This is a genomic window from Finegoldia sp. BIOML-A1 (assembly GCF_009678325.1).
Classification (GTDB): Bacteria; Bacillota; Clostridia; order Tissierellales; family Peptoniphilaceae; genus Finegoldia; species Finegoldia magna.
The window spans coordinates 1-20,253 of record NZ_WKZF01000004.1 but is presented as its reverse complement, the minus strand read 5'-3'; the positions used below and the strand labels follow the sequence as shown (position 1 = coordinate 20,253).

At 31.8% G+C, this 20,253-nt stretch carries 22 protein-coding genes; 2 read left to right on the top strand and 20 right to left on the bottom strand.

Features of this window, described 5'->3' with window-relative positions:
- Positions 1–16 precede the first annotated feature (16 nt).
- The 3 genes from GKG00_RS04985 to uraA all read right to left on the bottom strand — a co-directional run bounded on the left by GKG00_RS04985 (position 17) and on the right by uraA (position 2,935).
- Positions 17–922, bottom strand: coding sequence for a sensor histidine kinase (locus GKG00_RS04985; RefSeq protein WP_154254544.1), 906 nt, complete (start codon positions 920–922; stop codon positions 17–19).
- Positions 906–1,583, bottom strand: coding sequence for a response regulator transcription factor (locus tag GKG00_RS04980; protein WP_241673656.1), 678 nt, complete (start codon positions 1,581–1,583; stop codon positions 906–908). Before GKG00_RS04980 ends, GKG00_RS04985 begins: the two co-directional genes overlap by 17 nt.
- Before the next feature lie 95 nt (positions 1,584–1,678).
- A complete protein-coding gene (gene uraA / locus GKG00_RS04975; protein WP_110058025.1) occupies positions 1,679–2,935 on the bottom strand; it encodes a uracil permease in 1,257 nt (418 codons plus the stop codon).
- Positions 2,936–3,057: 122 nt separating this feature from the next.
- Here uraA and GKG00_RS04970 point away from each other — a divergent pair, with 122 nt between their 5' ends.
- Both GKG00_RS04970 and GKG00_RS04965 read left to right on the top strand, forming a co-directional pair.
- Positions 3,058–3,480 (top strand): Fur family transcriptional regulator, encoded by a 423-nt coding sequence (locus GKG00_RS04970; RefSeq protein ID WP_094207331.1) that lies wholly within the window; start codon positions 3,058–3,060, stop codon positions 3,478–3,480.
- Entirely contained in the window at positions 3,473–4,318 is an 846-nt protein-coding gene (locus GKG00_RS04965; protein WP_154254541.1) for an AraC family transcriptional regulator, read from the top strand. The genes GKG00_RS04970 and GKG00_RS04965 overlap by 8 nt, the downstream gene beginning before the upstream one ends.
- A gap of 39 nt (positions 4,319–4,357) precedes the next feature.
- On the opposite strand, the gene yaaA is transcribed toward GKG00_RS04965, so the two are convergent.
- From yaaA to GKG00_RS04880, 17 genes are all read right to left on the bottom strand, one after another.
- Entirely contained in the window at positions 4,358–5,092 is a 735-nt protein-coding gene (yaaA, locus tag GKG00_RS04960) for a peroxide stress protein YaaA (RefSeq protein ID WP_154254539.1), read from the bottom strand.
- Between the two features lie 94 nt (positions 5,093–5,186).
- Positions 5,187–5,837 (bottom strand): V-type ATP synthase subunit D, encoded by a 651-nt coding sequence (locus GKG00_RS04955; protein ID WP_094205949.1) that lies wholly within the window; start codon positions 5,835–5,837, stop codon positions 5,187–5,189.
- Positions 5,837–7,225, bottom strand: coding sequence for a V-type ATP synthase subunit B (locus tag GKG00_RS04950; RefSeq protein WP_094205950.1), 1,389 nt, complete (start codon positions 7,223–7,225; stop codon positions 5,837–5,839). Before GKG00_RS04950 ends, GKG00_RS04955 begins: the two co-directional genes overlap by 1 nt.
- Complete coding sequence (locus GKG00_RS04945) at positions 7,225–8,988, bottom strand: V-type ATP synthase subunit A (RefSeq protein ID WP_154254538.1); 1,764 nt, start codon at positions 8,986–8,988, stop codon at positions 7,225–7,227. Before GKG00_RS04945 ends, GKG00_RS04950 begins: the two co-directional genes overlap by 1 nt.
- Before the next feature lie 13 nt (positions 8,989–9,001).
- Positions 9,002–9,313, bottom strand: coding sequence for a V-type ATP synthase subunit F (locus tag GKG00_RS04940; RefSeq protein ID WP_154254536.1), 312 nt, complete (start codon positions 9,311–9,313; stop codon positions 9,002–9,004).
- Complete coding sequence (locus tag GKG00_RS04935; protein WP_154254534.1) at positions 9,306–10,304, bottom strand: V-type ATP synthase subunit C; 999 nt, start codon at positions 10,302–10,304, stop codon at positions 9,306–9,308. Before GKG00_RS04935 ends, GKG00_RS04940 begins: the two co-directional genes overlap by 8 nt.
- Positions 10,305–10,312: 8 nt before the next feature.
- Positions 10,313–10,867, bottom strand: coding sequence for a V-type ATP synthase subunit E (locus GKG00_RS04930; RefSeq protein WP_154254533.1), 555 nt, complete (start codon positions 10,865–10,867; stop codon positions 10,313–10,315).
- 11 nt (positions 10,868–10,878) lie between these two features.
- Positions 10,879–11,355, bottom strand: coding sequence for a V-type ATP synthase subunit K (locus GKG00_RS04925; protein WP_094224889.1), 477 nt, complete (start codon positions 11,353–11,355; stop codon positions 10,879–10,881).
- A gap of 9 nt (positions 11,356–11,364) precedes the next feature.
- Complete coding sequence (locus GKG00_RS04920) at positions 11,365–13,305, bottom strand: V-type ATP synthase subunit I (RefSeq protein ID WP_094224890.1); 1,941 nt, start codon at positions 13,303–13,305, stop codon at positions 11,365–11,367.
- On the bottom strand, positions 13,305–13,616 hold the full coding sequence (locus GKG00_RS04915) for a hypothetical protein (RefSeq protein WP_154254532.1): 312 nt from the start codon (positions 13,614–13,616) through the stop codon (positions 13,305–13,307). Before GKG00_RS04915 ends, GKG00_RS04920 begins: the two co-directional genes overlap by 1 nt.
- An 81-nt stretch (positions 13,617–13,697) precedes the next feature.
- A complete protein-coding gene (gene upp / locus GKG00_RS04910; RefSeq protein WP_094203873.1) occupies positions 13,698–14,327 on the bottom strand; it encodes a uracil phosphoribosyltransferase in 630 nt (209 codons plus the stop codon).
- 44 nt (positions 14,328–14,371) lie between these two features.
- Positions 14,372–15,400, bottom strand: a complete 1,029-nt coding sequence (locus GKG00_RS04905) for an L-threonylcarbamoyladenylate synthase (protein WP_094208835.1) — start codon at positions 15,398–15,400, stop codon at positions 14,372–14,374.
- Between the two features lies 1 nt (position 15,401).
- Positions 15,402–16,388: a YvcK family protein gene (locus tag GKG00_RS04900; protein WP_094208836.1), complete on the bottom strand. Its 987-nt coding sequence runs from the start codon at positions 16,386–16,388 to the stop codon at positions 15,402–15,404.
- Positions 16,357–17,214, bottom strand: coding sequence for an RNase adapter RapZ (rapZ, locus tag GKG00_RS04895; protein ID WP_094205957.1), 858 nt, complete (start codon positions 17,212–17,214; stop codon positions 16,357–16,359). Before rapZ ends, GKG00_RS04900 begins: the two co-directional genes overlap by 32 nt.
- Positions 17,215–17,222: 8 nt before the next feature.
- Positions 17,223–17,972: a PHP domain-containing protein gene (locus GKG00_RS04890; RefSeq protein WP_346962833.1), complete on the bottom strand. Its 750-nt coding sequence runs from the start codon at positions 17,970–17,972 to the stop codon at positions 17,223–17,225.
- Positions 17,962–18,867 (bottom strand): UDP-N-acetylmuramate dehydrogenase, encoded by a 906-nt coding sequence (gene murB / locus GKG00_RS04885; RefSeq protein ID WP_154254530.1) that lies wholly within the window; start codon positions 18,865–18,867, stop codon positions 17,962–17,964. The genes GKG00_RS04890 and murB overlap by 11 nt, the downstream gene beginning before the upstream one ends.
- Positions 18,854–20,101, bottom strand: a complete 1,248-nt coding sequence (locus GKG00_RS04880) for a folylpolyglutamate synthase/dihydrofolate synthase family protein (RefSeq protein WP_154254529.1) — start codon at positions 20,099–20,101, stop codon at positions 18,854–18,856. Before GKG00_RS04880 ends, murB begins: the two co-directional genes overlap by 14 nt.
- Between the last annotated feature and the right edge of the window lie 152 nt (positions 20,102–20,253).

The following is a 20,253-nucleotide window of genomic DNA, read 5'->3' as shown; positions in this document are numbered from 1 at the left end:
TTACAAAATTGTAAGATTAGTTATTCACAATAATATAAAATTTACTACCTTGACCTACAACAGAGTCGACTTTCAATCTAATATCTAGTTTATCTGCGATAGATTTTGCCAAATACAATCCCAAACCACTTGATTTTTGTTTCAATCTTCCATTAAATCCCGAATATCCTTTATCAAAAATTCTATTGATATCTTCTTCTGGAATCCCTATTCCGTGATCTTCTATTAAAATCACAACTGAATTATCTTTTTTGAATGAATCTATAATAATTTGTGAATTTTCAGAATATTTAATCGCATTAGAGAGGATTTGTTCCAATAAAACACTTAACCATTTGCTATCTGTAATGCATTTTATGTCGTGTTTTCTGAAATCTAAGCTAATATGTGAGTTTATAAACAAAAGTGAGTATTTTTTGACCAAAATATTCAGTAAATTATCCACATCTACAATGCTTATATCCATGTCTTTTTCGTGCAAATTTAACTTCAAATAATTTATAGCCATATTCGTGTAATTGTCGATTGATTTTAGTTGCATTTTCATTTCTTTATTATCATCTGTCAGAATTTCCAAGCAAGTTATCGGTGTTTTAATCTGATGTACCCACATAGAAAAATATTCTTGGATATCTTTTTGCCAAGAAATATACTGATTTCTAATATTTTCAATTTGAATTTCCAAATCTTCTATTTTCTCATCTTTTGACAATTCCTTTTGAAAATCTAAGTATTTAATCACCAAATAAATTAAAAATACTATCAAACAGATTTCAAAACCTTGTAAAAACACTTTTAGGTCTACATTGTTCAAATAAACAACCATAAAATAAATAGCATTTATTGACACAAAAAAGAAAATAGAATTGAGATTTTTCTTTAAAAAACACATTAATTTATCCATTTTAATTTCTTCCATCATTTAAATAGTATCCTGAATATTTCTTAGTCAACAAGAAATCGTCCAAGCCAAGTTTGTTTAATTTTTTTCTTATTCTATTGATATTCACAGCTAAAGTATTATCATCTATGAAAAAATCATTTTGCCAACATTTATCCATCAATTTTTCCCTAGTGACTATTTCACCTTTAGCTTCAAATAGCGATTTTAAAATTAACATTTCTGTTTTTGTGAGATTAATTTCATTGTCATTGAATTCTAATCTGAATTCATTCACAAAAAGCATGACATCATTAAACTCCAAAACGCTTTTGATGATGTTATTGCCGTAATATCTTTTCATTACGGCGTTGATTTTTACCATAAGTACATCAAAATTAAATGGCTTAGTAATATAATCGTCAGCTCCCATCTGCATTCCCATTATTATATCCAAATCCTCTGATTTTGAAGATATGAAAATTATTGGAATATCAGTTGTTTTTCGTATTTTTTCGCACCAAAAATATCCGTTAAAACTAGGAAGTATAATATCCATCAATATTATATCTGGCTTTATATTCTTGACATCCTCCATAATATCTATTCCAGAATTTGTGAACACTTCGTATTCCCAATTTTCTAAATATTCTTTAAGCGAATTTAAAATTATTTTATCGTCTTCTATAATTAAAACCTTCATACTAAAATTATACATAAACTTGCGAAAAAATGATACGAATGCTATTTTTCAATAAAAAAATTAGTGAACTAATAAAAGTCCACTAATTATACTTACTAATCGTTCATTATTCCCAATCTATCAAATACATAGAATAGTAAGCTCAATACTACTGCAACAACTGATGCTAGAACCATTCCTGATAATGATACTCCCAAGAAGTTTATTTTCAATCCTGAAAGTCCAGTTACAAATATTACAGAAGTTAATATTAAGTTTTTGGATTGTGAGTAATCTACTTTTTGGTCTACTAATAATCTGATACCACTTGTTCCTATCATGCCGTAAAGTAAGAATGTTACTCCACCTATTACATTTCCTGGTATCGATGATATTAATGCTGATAATGGTCCAATAAATGCCATTAAAATTGATATACAAGCAGCTCCTGCAATTACATATACCGAATAAACTTTAGTAATTGCCATTACGCCAATATTTTCACCGTAAGTTGTTGTTGGAACTCCGCCTATAAATCCAGATAATGCAGTTGAAAAGTTGTCTGCAAAAATCGATCTATGAAGGCCAGGTTCTTTTAATAGATCTCTTCCTATGATATTACTTGTAACTACTTGGTGTGAAATATGTTCACTTGTTATTACCAAAATTACAGGCAACATTGTGATTATAGATTTTAGGTCAAATATTGGAAGTTGAAATTTAGGCAATGTAAATAATGATGCTTGCATTACCGGTGTAAAATCAACCATTTTTAATGCTACACTGACAATATAACCTGTTATAATTGCGATTAATATCGGTATTGTAGCTAAGAATTTTTTGAATAAAACAGAACCTAAGATCGCTACTGACAATGTAACCAAGAAAACTATAACATCATTTGTAGTTCTTGTATCTGTCATGATATTTGCACCGATCTTACCACCAGAAACAGTTGCTTGTGCAAGTTCAAATCCTATCAAACTTACAACACTTCCCATAGCAGCAGGAGGCAGAACAACGTCAATCCAATCCGTTCCAAATTTATAAATTATGTATGCTAGAATACATCCAATAAGTCCTATTGCAACGAAAGCTCCCTGTGCATAACGAAATCCCGATTGTCCAATTATTATAGTTGCTGGTCCTAAGAAGGCAAAACTACTCCCCAAATACGCCGGTGCTTTTCTTTTTGTTATCAAAATAAATAACAGTGTACCTATACCATTCATCAATAAAACAATACTAGGATTAATCCCCAAAACTATAGGCACCAATACACTCGCTCCAAACATAGCGAAAGTATGTTGAATACTTAGAGGTATTAGCATCTTTGGAGATACTTTTTCGTCTACTCCAATAATTCTTTTCATAAAACACTCCTTTGATTTTTTATCCTATATATTCTACATTGAAGTCAAATATATTTCAAGTGGTTTGACTTGTATATCTTCTAGCTGATATAATAAAAAGCGTTATTTGAAAGGAAATTATTATGGAAAACAATGGAAATTATTTAAGAACAAAATTATTAGACAATGGTATTAAACCTACATATCAAAGAATTGTAATTTTAGATTATTTGGAAAATCATCATATTCATCCAACTGTAGATGATATTTACAGAAATTTAGCTCCCAAATTGACTACATTATCTAGAACAACTATCTATAATACAGTTAAAGTCTTCGTGAAAGCTGGTATTGTATCTGAACTTAATATCGATAACTCAGAGCTAAGATACGACATAACGACTGAAACTCATGGACATTTTAAATGTGATAAATGTGGCAAGATTTACAATTTTAATACGGAAAATACAGTTGAAAGTTCCGATTTGAAAGGATTCAAAATCAATTCTACAAATATTTTGATTAACGGAATATGCAAGGATTGCTTGGAAAAAGAAAATGAATAGTGAATTTTACAAGATTGAGCCTAGAGATGATTTATACATCAAGTTATTATTTATTTCTAAAACAGAACTTAAAATGAATGAAGAAATGAAAAGAGGAATACTTCCTTTTTATCAAATGTACTATTGTCTTAAAGGAAATGGAACTTTTATTGTAAATGACAAAAAGATAGAAATTCTTCCTTTTGATGTATTAATAGTAAATCAAGGTTCCAGAATTACAGAAATTTCTAAATCAGAAAGTTTTGAGTTCTATACACTAGCTATTTCTGAAGTATCTTTCGATACAGAACAAAAAGATAAAGCAGTCCTTAGTATCAAACACAATCACATCAACGACCGTGATATGGTAATTTTGTACTATATCAACAAAATATTGGAAGAAGCCAAGTACAAGAGATTTAGATATCAAAGAGTGTGCTCTTGTTTGATTAGTATTTTGATTACAGAAATTCAAAGACGTGGCGATTTAAAATTCACAATGGATGATCCTGCACAAGATTCATTTACTAAACATGTCGAAGATTATATTTATGAAAATTTCAATCAAGAAATCACACTAGATTCTATTTCAGAAAAATTTATGGTCTCTAAGTCACATTTAATCCACGAATTCAAAAATCATTACGGTAAAACTCCAATGCAATTTTTGCTAAACAGGAGAATGGAATCTGCGATGTTGTTATTAAAAACATCAAACAAGCCAATCAACGATATAGCAAAACTCTGTGGTTTCAATTCCCAATCATATTTCGATCAGGCATTTCGTAGAGTGGTGAAAGTTACACCTAACGATTATAGAAACAAATACAAAACAAAAATCAAAAAAATCAAAAAATAGACTTTGTTTAACACATGTTACAAACAAAGTCTTTTTTAATTAATCAAACACTTTTGATTTCACAAAAACAAGTTTATTTGTATCACTGTAATCTTCAGAATAATTATATCCATCACAAGAGAACTTCTTCAATTGTTCAATATCTTCAACATTATTTCTTGCCATATAATTTACCATTCTACCTCTAAGAATTTTAGATGGAGTTGCTTTTGTCTTTAATTTAATATCTCCTTCTACAAATACTTCTTCTTTAAAATCAATCTTAACTGGTGTTTTATCTAAGTATTTGTAAATATTCTGCCCATACTCTTTTGATGCCAAATCGATTATTTCCTCACCTTTAAAGTGATTTCTTATTTCATCTTCCCAAAATTCATACAGATTAATTAATTTGTCTTCAAAATCCAATCTATATTTTGATATTTCATCTAATGGTCTAAGTATTCCGTAAAGTCCCGATAATATTCTGAGATGTTCTTCCAGATATTCTAATTGATTTTCATCCAATGAGTTAACATCCATGTATTGATATTGTATTCCGTCAAAGCTTAATATCGCACAACCTTTTGGTGCCTCATCGAAATTTTGATAAAGGTTGTAACTTTCCTCTGCTATTTTGTCGGAACATTTCCACAATTCTTTGAGTTCTTCGATGGATTTTTCTTTTATAATTGAAACTAGCTCATTTTTCTTGCTTTCATATAGACAATCACAATTTTTGTTTTTAATTTTTCTAATTTTAAAAGTTTTTGCGGGTGAAATTATAATCTTCATACTGTCCTCTACATATTTTTCATTCTACTAATTATATTACCATAAAAAAAGACTGAGTAATCTAATTCTAAGATTATTTTACCCAGTCTTATTTTTATGCTTCGTTTTCTTGTTTTGCGATAATATCTTTGACTTTCATAAGTCTTGTAATATTAGCACGTTCGTTTTCATCAAGCTTTGCTCTGATATATTTAATTGTTTCTTCCAAATCAGGAATTGTTCTATATTCCAAAGCATTTACTCTTCTTCTAGTTTGCTCAATTTCATCCGCCATTAATTGTGTAGCTTTTTCGATTTGAGCTAATGCCAACATATCATCCATAACTGAATTCAATGAGTCAATTGCCAAGTCCAAATCTTGTGATGTTTGAGCATATCCATAAGGATATATTTCACTAGAATCAGCTTCACCTTCACGAGAGAATTTCATTTGTGGAATAATTACACTCATTACGTTTTTAGTTTCAATATCTACATTTACCTTTGTTTTAGGAAATGATACTGCTTCATCCAAAAACTCTGGACTCATTATTGCACTTGCCATTAGAAAATCGCTGAATGAGTTTTGAAGTTTTTCTTCAACTTTTTCTCTTAGAGCTTTGTTCTCTTTTATCATGTCGATGAATTGTCTCATAAGTTCATCTTGTTTATCTTTTAATAACTTATGACCTCTGGAAGATGTTTTGAGTCTAGCTTTTAGCTCCGACAGAGCCATTCTTGTAGGATTGACGTTGAGTCTTGCCATTACTCATCAGTCCCTTCACCATTTCCAATATATTTATCTATCAATTCGTCTTTAATTCTCTTCAATTCTGTACGTGGTATTTCTTTTAATAAATCCCAGCCGATATTAAGAGTTTCTTCAATTGATCTATCAGTATAATAACCTTGGTCTACATATTCTCTTTCGAATCTTTCAGCAAATTTTGCAAATGCTTTGTCAGCATCGCTCAATGCAGATTCCCCAAGAATTGCAGATAATTGTTTTGCATCAAGTCCAGACGCATATCCTGCGTAGATTTGGTTCATAGTATCTGCATGGTCTTCTCTTGTTTTGCCTTTACCAATACCTTTATCTTTAAGTCTTGATAATGATGGGATAGCATTGATAGGAGGTTCATATCCTTTCTTGTATAATTCACGAGAAAGTATGATTTGACCTTCTGTAATGTATCCTGTCAAGTCTGGTATTGGGTGAGTAATATCATCTTCTGGCATTGTCAAGATAGGAATTTGTGTAATAGATCCTTCTCTTCCAACGATTCTTCCAGCTCTTTCATATAAAGTTGCAAGGTCAGTGTACAAATATCCTGGATATCCTCTACGACCTGGAACTTCTTTTCTGGCAGCAGATACTTCACGAAGTGCTTCTGCGTAGTTTGTCATGTCTGTCATGATTACTAATACGTGCATTCCCTTTTCAAAAGCCAAGAATTCTGCACAAGTAAGTGCCATTTTTGGAGTTGAAAGACGTTCAATAGCTGGGTCATCAGCTAAGTTCATGAACAATACTGCTCTGTCGATAGCGCCTGTTTTATTGAAGTCTCCGATGAAATATTGAGCTTCTTCAAATGTTATTCCCATCGCAGCAAATACTACGGCGAATTTATCATCTTTACCCAAAACTTTTGCTTGTCTTGCTATTTGAGCTGCCAATTTGTTGTGAGGAAGACCTGATCCTGAGAATATAGGAAGTTTTTGTCCTCTAACAAGAGTGTTCAAACCATCTATTGTAGATACGCCTGTTTCGATAAATTCTGATGGATAGTCTCTAGATACTGGATTGATAGATGAACCATTGATGTCTACTTTATCTTCTGGAATAATTTTAGGACCATTATCTATTGGTCTACCTAAACCATCGAATACTCTACCGATCATATCTTCGGATACTCCAAGTTCCAAAGGTCTTCCCAAAAATCTTACTGTAGTTTCTTGTAAGTTAATTCCTGATGTACCTTCGAATACTTGAACCATCGCTACATCGTGGTCAATTTCTACAACACGACCACGTCTTTTTTCTCCATCTTGTAATTCTATTTCAACAAGTTCGTCGAATTTTACGCCTTCTACACCTTCTACCGCCATTAATGGTCCGACTACTTCTGTTACTGAATTATAATCTTTAATCATTAACGTTCACCTCCATTAACTAAATCGGTAATTTGTGATTTAATTTCTTGTTTAATTTCTTCAAATCTTTGTAATTCATCTTCTGGAATATTTTTAGCACGTGTGATTTTTTCTCTTACAGCTAGTTTTGAAATTTCAGATACATAAGCTCCTTCTTCCAAAGCTTTCAAAGATTCCTTGTGGAATGTTAAGATTAAATCCAACATTTTTGCTTGTTTGTCCAATGAACAGAATGTATCTGTTTCATGGAATGCGTTTTGTTGTAAGAAATCTTCTCTTACTGATTTTGAAGTTTCAAGTTTGATTTGGTCTTCATCGCTTAATGAATCACGTCCAACCAATCTTACGATTTCTAGTAAAGATGATTCTTCTTGTAATAACTTCATAGCTTGTTTTCTAAAATCTGAGAAATTACTATCTACGTTACCATCCAAATATTCGTCAATTTTATCTTGATACAATGAATAAGAGTTAATCCAATTTATAGCTGGGAAGTGTCTCATATAACTTAATGCGTAATCCAATCCCCAGAATACTTTTACAATTCTAAGCGTAGATTGTGTAACTGGTTCTGAAATATCTCCACCTGGAGGAGATACCGCACCGATAACTGTCAATGATCCGTCTCTTCCATCACTACCCAAACATTTTACTTTTCCAGCACGTTCGTAGAAGTCCGCAATTCTTGATGCCAAGTATGCAGGATAACCTTCATCGCCTGGCATTTCTTCAAGTCTACCACTCATTTCACGAAGAGCTTCTGCCCATCTTGATGTTGAGTCGGCCATCATAGCTACTGAATAACCCATATCTCTGTAATATTCAGCGATTGTAATTCCAGTGTAGATACTAGCTTCTCTGGCTGCTACTGGCATGTTTGAAGTGTTCGCTATCAAAACAGTTCTCTTCATCAATGATTGTCCAGTCTTAGGGTCAATCAATTCAGGGAATTCATTAAGAACGTCTGTCATTTCGTTACCACGTTCTCCACAACCTACATATACAACTATTTCAGCATCTGCCCATTTAGCTAATTGGTGTTGAACTACTGTTTTACCACTACCGAAAGGTCCTGGAATTGCTGCAGTACCACCTTTTGCAACTGGGAAGAATGTATCGATAACTCTTTGACCTGTGATCAATGGTCTGATTGGATCTTCCTTTTCTTTGTAAGGTCTACCATTTCTTACAGGCCATCTTTGAATCATATTTATTTCAATATCTTTAGAATCTTGTTCTACAACGCAAACTGTTTGATCAACAGTGAATTCTCCAGATTCAATTGATTTGATTTTACCAGATACATTAGCTGGAACCATTATCTTGTGAACAATTACTTCAGTTTCTTGAACTTCACCTATAATATCTCCTGCTTCTACTTCATCACCTACAGATTTAACAGGCTTGAATTCCCATTTCTTTTCTCTGTTTAATGATGGAGCGCTAACTCCTCTTAACAAGAAGTCTCCAGCTTTTTCTTGCAATGATTTTAACGGTCTTTGAATACCATCAAACATTTGCTCTAATATACCAGGTCCCAATTCAATTGATAGTGGGTGACCTGTAGATACAACTTTATCCCCAGGGCCAATTCCTGTTGTTTCTTCATATACTTGAATTGAGGCTTTATCGCCTCTCATTTCAATAATCTCTCCAATGAGCTTATCGTCTGAAACCTCAACAACGTCATATACGCTTGCGTTTTCCATTCCTTCAGCAACTACCAAAGGTCCGGATACTTTTAATACTTTACCTTCTTTCAATATAAGCTCTCCTTTACAAAATGTTCGCTCCAACAGCTTTTTCGACATTGGTATTGATTCTGTTCATTCCAATGTTCAAGCTACCTTGATTAGAAGGTATCAAGATAATAGCTGGTGAAACTTTATCATTATATCTATCTATTGTTTCTTTGATTTTTTCTGCTATTTGTTCAGTAATAAAAATCACTCCGTAGTCTTCTTTTGCTAATCTATCAACTGTTTTTCTAGCATCAGTGCTTTCAATAGATTCAAAAACATGTACTCCCAAAGCTTTGAAGACCAACACAGAATCTCTATCACCTACTACAGCTACTTTTTTACGCATAACTTAACCTCAACTTACTCCTGATATAATCAGGTTTCAATGAGTTAATCTTTCCTACAAAAATAATCCTAAGATTCTTAATTTCAGTTTCTTTTGCAAATAAATATCCAAACAAAACCTCAGGTCCATAAGTAACCTTTTTGATTTCTTTGATTTTTTCCATCAAATAATCATCCATTGCTTTTTCAAAGACAGATAAACTATTTGATTTCTTATACTCACTGATAGCTTCTTTTACATAATAGTAAATTCTAGCTTGTTTGAATAACGGACTATCTTCGGTAATTTCAGAATGCAATTCACTTTCAAACTTTTCAGATTCAATACTACCATTAGGAATAATGACTTTTTTCAAAAATTCTAAACTTTTCTTTTGGTTTTGAACTCTAAGTAAAGTTTTAATATTAGTAAAATCTATCAAATCTTCGACGTATTCATTTATCAAATCTGAATCAATTTGTTTTGCAATTTCTGAAGTTTCCACAAAATACTCTCTGTCAGCATAAATATCTACCATTTGAGGATCTTTGTTTTCTTCGTAATCAGCGATTGACTCTTTGATAACTTTATCAAAATGTTCCATTTCAATTTCAGTATTTTCTCTAATTGAATCTCTCATGCTTTTGAATTCAATTCTAGTTATATCGCTTAACATTGAAGAAAAATCTTCATCTTTTAGATATTCTTTAATCAACACTTTTAAATTATGATAATCGTATTTTAATGCCATTAAATCGACAGGAAATTGGAAACTACTCATATCATACATGTATTTATAAGTCTTTTTTAACTCATTTTTCAAAGCAACATCGTAATTCTTATAATTATCAAGCTTTGCAAATTCTGATTGATACACTGAATCCGAAAGTAATCTTACAGTTTCTTCTAAATTACTTGCATCTATCAGCCTTTCATAATCATTCTTACTCAACAATTCCTTTTCTTTGACACGAGTTAGAGCAGATTGATGTATGAAATCTTCTTTTTTCATATTATCACCTACTTCTTAAAAAGAGTTTTCGCAATTTCTACTTCCAATTCATCTTTCATTGAATCGACCAGTGAAGAAAAATTATTATTGATTAATACATTACCTCTTTTAATACAAAATCCGCTGTCAACAGTTTCATCTGATATTTTTACATTAAAGTTTTCATTCTTCAAACTATCATACTTATCAGATTGTAATACTAACAAATAATCACTATTCAAATCCATTTTGGATAAACTATTTGTTAGGTATTTTTTATAATCTTCAAGTGACATATTCTTTAATTTATCTTTAATTTTTTGTAAAACACTATCGATTACTTCTTGTTTTGCAAAAAGCGCATTATCTCTTGATTTTAAAACAACTTGGGATAAGTGTCTATCGTACACGCCTTTTGCTTCAGATTCTGCTTTGTTTAATATTGTATCTTTTTCTTGATTAGCCTGGTCTATTTTAGTTTCAATGATTTTTTCTTTTTCTTGATTTGCATTATTTAGAATTTGTTCAGATTCTTTTTTTGCATCTTCAAGAATTTCATTAATTATATTATCTAAATTAGACATCTAAATCACCATTAAGCTTGGATTTGGTTCATTAATAAGAATGAAATAGCGAATGCTAAGATGGCATATAACTCAACCATTACGGAATATATAATTCCTTTTGCTTGTTGAGGTTCATTCTTTGCTAAGATATTGATACCACTAACTGCTACCTTACTTTGAGCAATTGCTGAGAAATATCCAACAACACCTACTGGTATAGCTGCTGCAATGTAAACATATCCTTGTGCTAATGAAGTATCCCCACCAACAAGTTTGAATAGAATTAAAATACCAATTACGAATCCGTACAAACCTTGTGTACCTGGTAATAATTGAAGTACTAATGACTTACCGAATTTTTCTGGTTCTTCAATAACTACTCCAGCTGCAGCTTCCCCTGCTCTACCTACACCTTTTGCAGATCCCATACCTGAGAATAAAACTGCTATTACTACTGATAATACTCCTAAAACTAATCCACCGTTTTCTAAAAAGAATTTTTCCATAATATCCTCCTATTTGTTTGTTATATTAAAATATTCTGATTCTGTTATAAGTTTCTTGAATGGCACTCCACCACCTTCGTAGAACTTGTTAAACATTTCTACGAAAATCAATCTAGCAGAGTGAACGTATGCTGACAAGTACGATAAGAATGCGTTGAATGCTTGGAATACCACGAATACGATAAGTCCAAATATGAATCCAATAATACTTGATCCAGCCATCATTTTTACAATCATATTAATTGCTACTGCAATGTATGCTCCTGATAAACCTAATGCCATAAGTCTCATATATGATACGAAATCTCCAATCCAGCCAGATATTCCGTACAACGAATACAATCCTGAGCCAAGCTTACCACCAATACTTTTTGCATCTCTTCCTGCGGTTAGAACTATCCCCACAGCTGATGCTATGGCAATCCATTTTGCTACTGTCATTGCCACTGCAGGTAATCCTAATAGGTTACCACTTAATAATATCAATATACTAATAATAATTAAATACCATAGTCCTACATCATAAAATGCATCTAAAGGCTTGTGATCTCTAATCAACATGTAAGCCTTGATTCCCAATGCAAAGAATAAATGTATAAAAGCAAATATTAAGCATAAAACTATTAAAGTCATTGCATTTTTGCTCGTATCGATGATTGGAGTCATTGGTATAATTCCACCAAAGAACGATCCGTAAATGTATCCCCAGAACATCGAAGCAATCGATATGAACATAAAGAATTTCAAGAATTGCTTTTTCTTTTCATCAAGATTAAAAATCTTGAGAGCTACTATTATTGCTAAAAATACAATCAATCCATATCCCAAATCACCAATCATCATTCCTGAGAAGAAACAATAGAAAGGTGCCAATAATGGTGTTGGATCAACTTCGTTGTATTTTGGCAATGAATACATTCCCGTTATGCTTTCAAAAGCTTTTGCAAATCCTCTGTTTTTCAAAATAATCGGTACATTTGGATCATTTTTATCTGCTGGATTCATTTCCAAATAGTACTTGTTATTCAATGAGTTTTGTAGTACATTTTCAAAATCTTTTTCTTTGTCAGTAGGAACATATCCTTCGATTATATCAATCTTATCAGTCCTCTTAATTTTGCTTGTAGCTTCTTCTTTTAAGCTGTTGTTTTCAAGATAATCATGATAAATCTTAAATTGTTCAGTCAAATCTGTCTTTGATTTAATTTGATCTTCTATTTCTTTGTATTGCTTTTTGTTTTCAATGATTTGCTCGTCAATATTTCTGATTTCATCTTTTACAAGTCCATGTGATTTAATATTAATATTGACAAATCCATTGTCTCTTAGGATATCTTGTGCTTTTTCATAATCCTTAGCGATAACAAGCAAGTAAACAAAGCCTGAATTACGAGAAATTTCTTCGATATAAATATCTTCAATGTCTTTTGTGTTTAATTTCAACTGATCGATGAATTTATCACTTACAGTTCCTGTAACTACCTTAACCCTTTCAAAATCATCAATCTTTGAAATATCCAAATCTAACTCCTCCCATGGAGTTAATTCAGATTTTTTTTGGTTCAAAGTTTGATTATTCTGATCTAATTCAGTTAGTCGTTTATCCAAAGATGAAAGTTCTTTGTAGTGTTCATCAAAGTCAAAATCAAGTGCTTTTTTAGTAAGCTCATCTAGTCTAAATGTTTTCTTACCTTGTTTTAATTCGTCTATCTTATTGTGCTTTTCTGAATACTTTTCAAGCAAATCTATAGCCCATTTTACTTTGGTAAGCTTTTCACTAGTGCTAACAATTTGTTCAGAATTATCTAAATTCCTTACACCTTGATTTTCGTCATCTACCTTCTTTTCATCAATATGAACATAATTAAACTTTTGAAGATCTTCGAGTAATTTTTCCCTATCATAATCAAATGAATACAAATCAAATTTGCTCATTTTTACAATAGCCATTAACTCACTATCCTTTCAACGATTTTGTCTACAAGTCCTTCAACTGTATCAATGTCGATGTTTTTAATACTTTCGTTATTCATCTTAGCTTTTTGTTCCAAATCTCTTGATTCTTCAATTGCTTTATTCTTTGAAGATTCAAGTTTTTCATTTCGAACTTTTTGTGCTTCGTTGATAATGTCGTTGTATTTTTGTTCAGCTTCTGATTTTGCATCCTCTAAAATGCTTTTTCTTTTTTCATTAGCTTCCTCGACAATAAGCTTAGCCTTCTCTTCAGCTTCTTTGATTTTTGATATAGCAGTATCTGACATTGTTTCACCTCCTAATTAGAGATGGTTTTAGAATATGAAAAATACTCTAAAACCATAAGTATATAACTAAAAGCTTTAAAGCTATTTAGTACCAAATAATCTATCTCCTGCATCACCTAAACCAGGTACGATATAACCGTGTTCATTTAATTTTTCATCAAGACCAGCTACGTATATATCTACATCTGGATGCTTTTCTTGAACCATTTTGATTCCTTCTGGAGCTGCTATGATATTAACCAATTTGATGTTCTTACATCCATGCTCTTTTAAAAAAGTAATCGCTGCCTCTGCAGAACCACCTGTTGCAAGCATTGGATCCACAACTATAATATCTCTTTCTTCAACATCTTTTGGCAATTTACAATAATATTCAACAGGTTTTAATGTTTCAGGATCTCTGTACAATCCGATGTGTCCAACCTTTGCTGCTGGTAGTACACTCAAAAATCCTTCAACCATTCCCAAACCTGCTCTTAAAATTGGAACTACTCCCAACTTTTTACCACTAAGAGTTTGGCCGGTAGTCGTTCCTATCGGAGTTTCTACTTCGCAATCTTCTAATTTAAAGTCTCTAGTAACTTCATAGCACATTAAAGTTGCTATTTCTGAAACTAACTGTCTAAATTGATTGCTTCCTGTGTTTTTATCACGTAAAATTGTTAATTTGTGTTTAATCAACGGATGATCAAATACAGTTACTTTACTCATAATTCCTCCTATAAAATAAACTTTATACTCTTTATTATAACATACTAAATTAGTTCTATGTTATTGGCACAAGATTTTTTAAGCCTGTTCATTATACTTATACCCATTTTTTGTTCATTTACCCCTTCACAAATTAATAATTTATAATTTAATTTATCTAACTCCCTGAGGTAAGAAAAGATATTGTGTGCAAAATTCAAATAATCATTTCTTTTTGAAATAATTTTTACATTTTCGAAATTTACATTCGTTGCAGTTTCTTCGCACAGTATAAATCCAATTTCTTCTGTATTTATTCCTAAGCCATCAACATAATTTTGTATGTTATCCATGTTTCCTTTGATTACTATGAGTTTTGTTTTAGGTGCATAGTGCTTGTATTTTTGTCCTGGGGATTTCGGAACAGTGTTAGAATCAATTAATGATTTATCATACACAACCTCATCCAAATATTCTTCCAGATCTTCTTTTGTGTAAAAACCAGGTCTAAGTATGGTATACGGTTTCTCCGTCAAATCGACAACAGTGGATTCAATTCCAATGTTACAACTTCCTCCATCCAAAATCATTTCAATCTCACCTTGCATATCACTATAAACATCTTGTGCATTAGTTGGTGATGGCCTTCCCGATTTATTTGCAGATGGAGCTGCTATTGGACAATTTGATTTATCTATCAAAAATCTTGCGATTTCATCCGATGGATTTCTAATTGCAACTGTATTTCCTCCGCAACTTACAACGTCATTAACTTTGTCACTTTTTTTGAAAATTATAGTCAATGGACCTGGCCACAAATTATCCATCAATTTTTTTTGATCTTCAGTGATTTCTGACGATAAATTTCTGACCATTTCATCATTAGTTACGTGCAAGATTAGTGGATTGTCTCTTTTTCTTCTCTTAACATCGAATATTTTTTTGCAAGCTTCTTCATCTAATCCATTTGCTCCTAATCCGTATACTGTTTCTGTTGGAAATGCAACTACACTTCCATTTTTTATTAAATCTGCAGCTTTTTCAAGTGCATGTATTTTGTTTTGTCCGTCTAATTTTTCAATAATCGTATTCATACTAATATCTTTCTAATATAGTTTTCATCAATTTATTCGAATCATGCACAATATAATCATAGCTAATATCACATATATCAGCTTCTATGATTTCTATGCCTAATTTTTCCATATTTTCACGATCTTCTTCTGTAATATAAATCGGCGTAGAGTTTTCAATTGATTTGTATCTGTATTTCGCATATTTGTCTACTTCCTTGGAATTAACGACGATTTTATCGATAATATTTGAATTTGCGTGATCGATAATGGCAACTACATGATCTGTAACGTTGTAACCATTAGTTTCTCCAGGTTGAGTCATAATATTTAATATGTACACAACTTCTGCCTTTGTTTCTTTTAGTGCTTTTGATATATCTGTTACTAAAAGATTGGGAATTATTGATGTGTACAAGGAACCTGGTCCTAATATAACAATATCAGCATCCATTATACTATCTATGGATTCTTTTAATGGCAAAAGCAATTTAGGTGATGTGTATACCCTTTTGATTTTACCTCCGTTTTTTCTATTCAAAAACGTGATGTTCGATTCACCTTCAATAGTAGATCCATCTTCCAATTCAGCAAATAATTTGACATTATCCAAAGTCATTGGCAGTACTTTTCCTGTAATCGCAAGTACGTTACTTATTTCTTTTATTGCCTCGTTGAAATCGCCACATATATCATTCATCGCAGCTATCAATAAATTCCCTAAGCTCTGACCTTTTAATTGACCATTTGAAAATCTATAATTTATTAATTTTTCCATTATAGGTTCAGTATTAGCAAGTGCCACAAGACAGTTTCTAATATCACCGGGAGGTAACATTCCCAAATCTTCTCTAAGAACTCCACTTCCTCCACCATCATCAGCTACAGTTACAATAGTCGTTATGTTTGATGTGAAATTTTTGACGCCTCTTAGCAATATAGAATTGCCTGTTCCTCCGCCTATAGTTACTATTTTTTTACCAAAATTTTTGGTCTCTGTGGGATACATAAACTTTTTCTCCATTTCCTTCAAGCCTTGTTGTCAAAGCTTGTGCTATTGCAACGGACCTGTGCTTTCCGCCGGTGCATCCTATTCCTATAACCAAGTTTGTTTTTCCTTCTTTTGAATATTTGGGAATCAAAAATTCCATCATATCCACCAATTTATCCAAGAATTCATTTGCTTCTTCAAATCCAAATACATACTCTTTTATATCTGTATTTAGTCCAGAAGATTTTTTTAATTCTGCTATATAGTAGGGATTCGGAAGAAATCTGACATCAAATATCAAATCTGCATCCAGCAAAATTCCATGCTTAAATCCAAATGATACTACAGATATTGCTAGTTTTGTGTCTACATCTTTAAGTGAAAATGCAGATAATATTTTTCTTCTCAATTCTCCCAGTGTCAAATTAGAAGTGTTGATGATTGAATCTGCTGAATTTCTGACTTCACTTAGAAGTTCTCTTTCATTAGCTATACCTTCTAAAATATTTCCATTGACTGCCAAGGGATGTGGCCTTCTATGTTCTTTGTATCTTCTGATTAGAATTTCATCTGATGCATCCAAATATAAAATTTTAACATCAATACTTTGATTTTTCAAAAGTGTTATGGACTTCATCAAATCAGCGAAGAATTCTCCACCTCTAATATCTACTACGCAAGCTATTTTGTTGATTTTTTTCTTGCTTTTTGTAGTCAAATCGATAAAACTTAATAAAAGAGATGGCGGCATATTATCCAATGTATAATAACCCAAATCTTCAAAAATATCGCTACTGGCGCTTTTGCCAGCTCCACTCATTCCTGTAATAATTACAACTTCCATGAAATCTCCTAATCGATGTTTATAATTCTACTAATATCCAACCCTGATTCAATTACTCTTTTGATGCTGTCATTCACATTTGCAATATTTTTTCTGTGATGAGCATCACTCCCTAAACTAAATTTAACATTATAATGTGAAGAAATTTTGATTTCTTCTACAGATAAGTGTGGATGATGGTTGTTAATCTCCATAACTGTGTTTGTTTTTTCGCATGTTTGTGCGATTTTTTCGATATCAACATCTATTTTATCTCCTGGATGAGTTATTATAAAAATATCGTTGTTCTCCAATGCTTTTACCATTGTATTTGTATTCAAATCAATCATTTTTTTCCTGACCGATTGTCCCATCCAGCTCATTCTTTTTAAAACATGATAATTATAAAAAGATTTTTTGTCTACAAATCTAACTCCATCATGAAATCCAAGATTTATAAAATCAAAATACTTTTTCTCTTCTTCTCTAATATCTATCTCTCCGTCGTAGCCAATTACGTTGGCTTCAACTCCCATCAGAATTTCAATATCGTCGTACTTTTCTTTGAGCCTATCAATTTCTTCACGTTGTACAGGAATTAATTTTCTTTTTATTCCGTACATTAAGTGTCCAGGACCGTGATCAGTTATGCTTATAGTCTTTAATTTTTTTGCTCTCGCTTCTTGTACAATTTCTTCGATTGTACTTTTCCCGTGATTGTTACGACTATAAACTGAATGCACGTGATATTCTCTGGTTAATTTTACTTTATCTTCCACCGATAATTCTCACTTCTGGTTCTAACTTCACATTGAACTTATCAAACACAACTTTTTGCACATGTTCTATAACCTCTACAACGTCAGAGCATTTTGCATCTCCAACATTGACTATGAATCCACAGTGTTTTTCACTAATCATTGCATCATTGTATCTGTATCCTCTAAGCCCTGCTTCATCAATCAATTGTCCCGCAAAATGTCCTTCTGGCCTTTTGAATACAGAGCCACATGAAGGAAGTTCCAATGGTTGCTTTGATGTTCTTCTTTCTGTGTAATCGTGAAAATTATTGAGGATTTCTTGTTGATCACCTTTTTTTAGCAAAAATTCAACTTCCAAAACGACTAATTTTTCATCTTGAACCCTTGAATGTCTGTAGGAAAAATCCATCTCATCACAGTTAAAATATTTTACATTCAAATCTGTATCAATAACCTTAACTCTGTGAACAATATCTTTCATTTCTGTTCCATATGCACCTGCATTCATTGTAATAGCCCCTCCAATGTCTCCGGGTATGCCGCTAACAGCTTCAAAACCAGCGTAAGAGTTATTAATAGCTAATTTACTGACAGTGCTCAATAACGCCCCTGATTTTGCAGTTAAAATATCACCATCAATTTTCATGTCGTTGAAATTATCGTGTAATTTAATTACGACTTCTCTCAACCCTTCATCGCTAACTAACAGATTCGATCCATTACCTATAATTCTGTAAGCAAAATCATTTTGTTTTATTAATTGAATGGCATTTATTATTTGTTCTTCATTTTTAGGAAATATCATAACATCACAACTACCTCCAATTTTGAAAGTAGTGTGATTTTTCATTGGCTCATCGTATAAAATTTCTCCGATATTTTTCCCATCAAAAACTTTTTTATAAATGTTCATAAGCTTGCTCCGCACTGTACAACGTTCCAAAAATTATAATTACATCGTCTTTGAAATGTTCAATTGCATAATCCACAGCGTCATTTACGTTTGATTTTGCGACAACATTATCGCTATAGGCTTCGATTTGCTTTTTCAAATCTTCTGCTTTTAATGCTCTTGGTGAATCTGGCGTAAATGTCACAAATGCTTTGGCATTTTCATGGATTAGTTTGATTTCATCGTTATAGTCCTTGTCTTTCAATACACCGTAAACAAATACGATTTTCTTATCACCAAACACAGATTCTATTGATGATTTCAAAGCTTTAACCCCATCGGCATTGTGTCCGCCATCGTATATTACTGTTGGGTTGTGTCTAATCACATCAAATCTTGCAGGAATGTATGCGTTTTTGAAACCATTGACGATATCTTCATCAGACAAATCGAGTTCATTTCTTAATACATCAATAGCACTCAATGCTAATTGTGCGTTAAATAATTGATATCTTCCAACCAATCTAGTTTCAATATGCAAATTTTTCCAATCAAACGAATTATGTGTAGCGTTGATTTCAATATTTTTCGCCTCATCAAAATCGCAAATGTATAGTTTGTTATCTCTTTCTTCTGCAACTTCTCTGAATACATCCAATACACTTTCTTGTTGATTGTAAACAACACATCTTCCATTTTGTTTCATGATACAAGCTTTTTCATATGCGATTTCTTCCAAAGTATTTCCCAAATATTCTTGGTGATCCAAGCCAATTTTTGTAATTACAGATAACAAAGTTTCTTCTGTAGCGTTGGTAGCATCCAATCTTCCGCCCATTCCAACTTCAAGAACCACATATTCGCATTTTTGTTCTGCAAAATAATAAATCGCGCACAAAGTTATAAATTCAAATGTGGACACCTTTATATCATTTTCTTCAATAGTATACTTGATAATTTCGAAAATTCTCATAAAATCTTCTTCTGAAATTTCTTTGTCGATTTTTATTCTATCGTAAAAATTAATAATGTGAGGTGATGTAAAAAGTCCAGTTTTATAACCATGTTCTTTTAGTGTTTGATATATAAAAGTTGATGTAGAACCCTTGCCATTAGTTCCTGCAACGTGGATTATTTTAAAACTTTTTTCGGGATTACCTAGAATTTTTAAAGTTTTTTGCATTCTATCAAGTCCCAACTTGTAACCATCTCTTCCAATTTTATCCAAATATTCATAAATTAATTCACTATTCATTTTTATCTCCTAAATTTAAATATATATCTAATTATATCATTACTTGCTATAATATAAAAAACTCGAGCATTTAAATATGGTGACCCCAAAAAGTTGGACTTTGTACCAGAGACATTTAGAAATATTTGTCTCTGGTTTTTTTGTCCTATTCT

Excerpts from the sequence above, each read along its gene's own strand:
- GKG00_RS04925 (WP_094224889.1), bottom strand. The coding sequence starts at position 11,355 with ATGGAAAAATTCTTTTTAGAAAACGGTGGATTAGTTTTAGGAGTATTA.
- GKG00_RS04965 (WP_154254541.1), top strand. The coding sequence starts at position 3,473 with ATGAATAGTGAATTTTACAAGATTGAGCCTAGAGATGATTTATACATC.
- GKG00_RS04920 (WP_094224890.1), bottom strand. The coding sequence starts at position 13,305 with ATGGCTATTGTAAAAATGAGCAAATTTGATTTGTATTCATTTGATTAT.
- GKG00_RS04900 (WP_094208836.1), bottom strand. The coding sequence starts at position 16,388 with ATGTATCCCACAGAGACCAAAAATTTTGGTAAAAAAATAGTAACTATA.
- GKG00_RS04985 (WP_154254544.1), bottom strand. The coding sequence starts at position 922 with ATGATGGAAGAAATTAAAATGGATAAATTAATGTGTTTTTTAAAGAAA.
- GKG00_RS04955 (WP_094205949.1), bottom strand. The coding sequence starts at position 5,837 with ATGGCAAGACTCAACGTCAATCCTACAAGAATGGCTCTGTCGGAGCTA.
- GKG00_RS04915 (WP_154254532.1), bottom strand. The coding sequence starts at position 13,616 with ATGTCAGATACTGCTATATCAAAAATCAAAGAAGCTGAAGAGAAGGCT.
- GKG00_RS04940 (WP_154254536.1), bottom strand. The coding sequence starts at position 9,313 with ATGCGTAAAAAAGTAGCTGTAGTAGGTGATAGAGATTCTGTGTTGGTC.
- GKG00_RS04980 (WP_241673656.1), bottom strand. The coding sequence starts at position 1,583 with ATGAAGGTTTTAATTATAGAAGACGATAAAATAATTTTAAATTCGCTT.
- murB (WP_154254530.1), bottom strand. The coding sequence starts at position 18,867 with ATGAACATTTATAAAAAAGTTTTTGATGGGAAAAATATCGGAGAAATT.
- GKG00_RS04880 (WP_154254529.1), bottom strand. The coding sequence starts at position 20,101 with ATGAATAGTGAATTAATTTATGAATATTTGGATAAAATTGGAAGAGAT.
- GKG00_RS04950 (WP_094205950.1), bottom strand. The coding sequence starts at position 7,225 with ATGATTAAAGATTATAATTCAGTAACAGAAGTAGTCGGACCATTAATG.
- rapZ (WP_094205957.1), bottom strand. The coding sequence starts at position 17,214 with ATGGAAGTTGTAATTATTACAGGAATGAGTGGAGCTGGCAAAAGCGCC.
- upp (WP_094203873.1), bottom strand. The coding sequence starts at position 14,327 with ATGAGTAAAGTAACTGTATTTGATCATCCGTTGATTAAACACAAATTA.
- GKG00_RS04970 (WP_094207331.1), top strand. The coding sequence starts at position 3,058 with ATGGAAAACAATGGAAATTATTTAAGAACAAAATTATTAGACAATGGT.
- uraA (WP_110058025.1), bottom strand. The coding sequence starts at position 2,935 with ATGAAAAGAATTATTGGAGTAGACGAAAAAGTATCTCCAAAGATGCTA.
- GKG00_RS04935 (WP_154254534.1), bottom strand. The coding sequence starts at position 10,304 with ATGAAAAAAGAAGATTTCATACATCAATCTGCTCTAACTCGTGTCAAA.
- GKG00_RS04905 (WP_094208835.1), bottom strand. The coding sequence starts at position 15,400 with ATGAATACGATTATTGAAAAATTAGACGGACAAAACAAAATACATGCA.
- GKG00_RS04930 (WP_154254533.1), bottom strand. The coding sequence starts at position 10,867 with ATGTCTAATTTAGATAATATAATTAATGAAATTCTTGAAGATGCAAAA.
- yaaA (WP_154254539.1), bottom strand. The coding sequence starts at position 5,092 with ATGAAGATTATAATTTCACCCGCAAAAACTTTTAAAATTAGAAAAATT.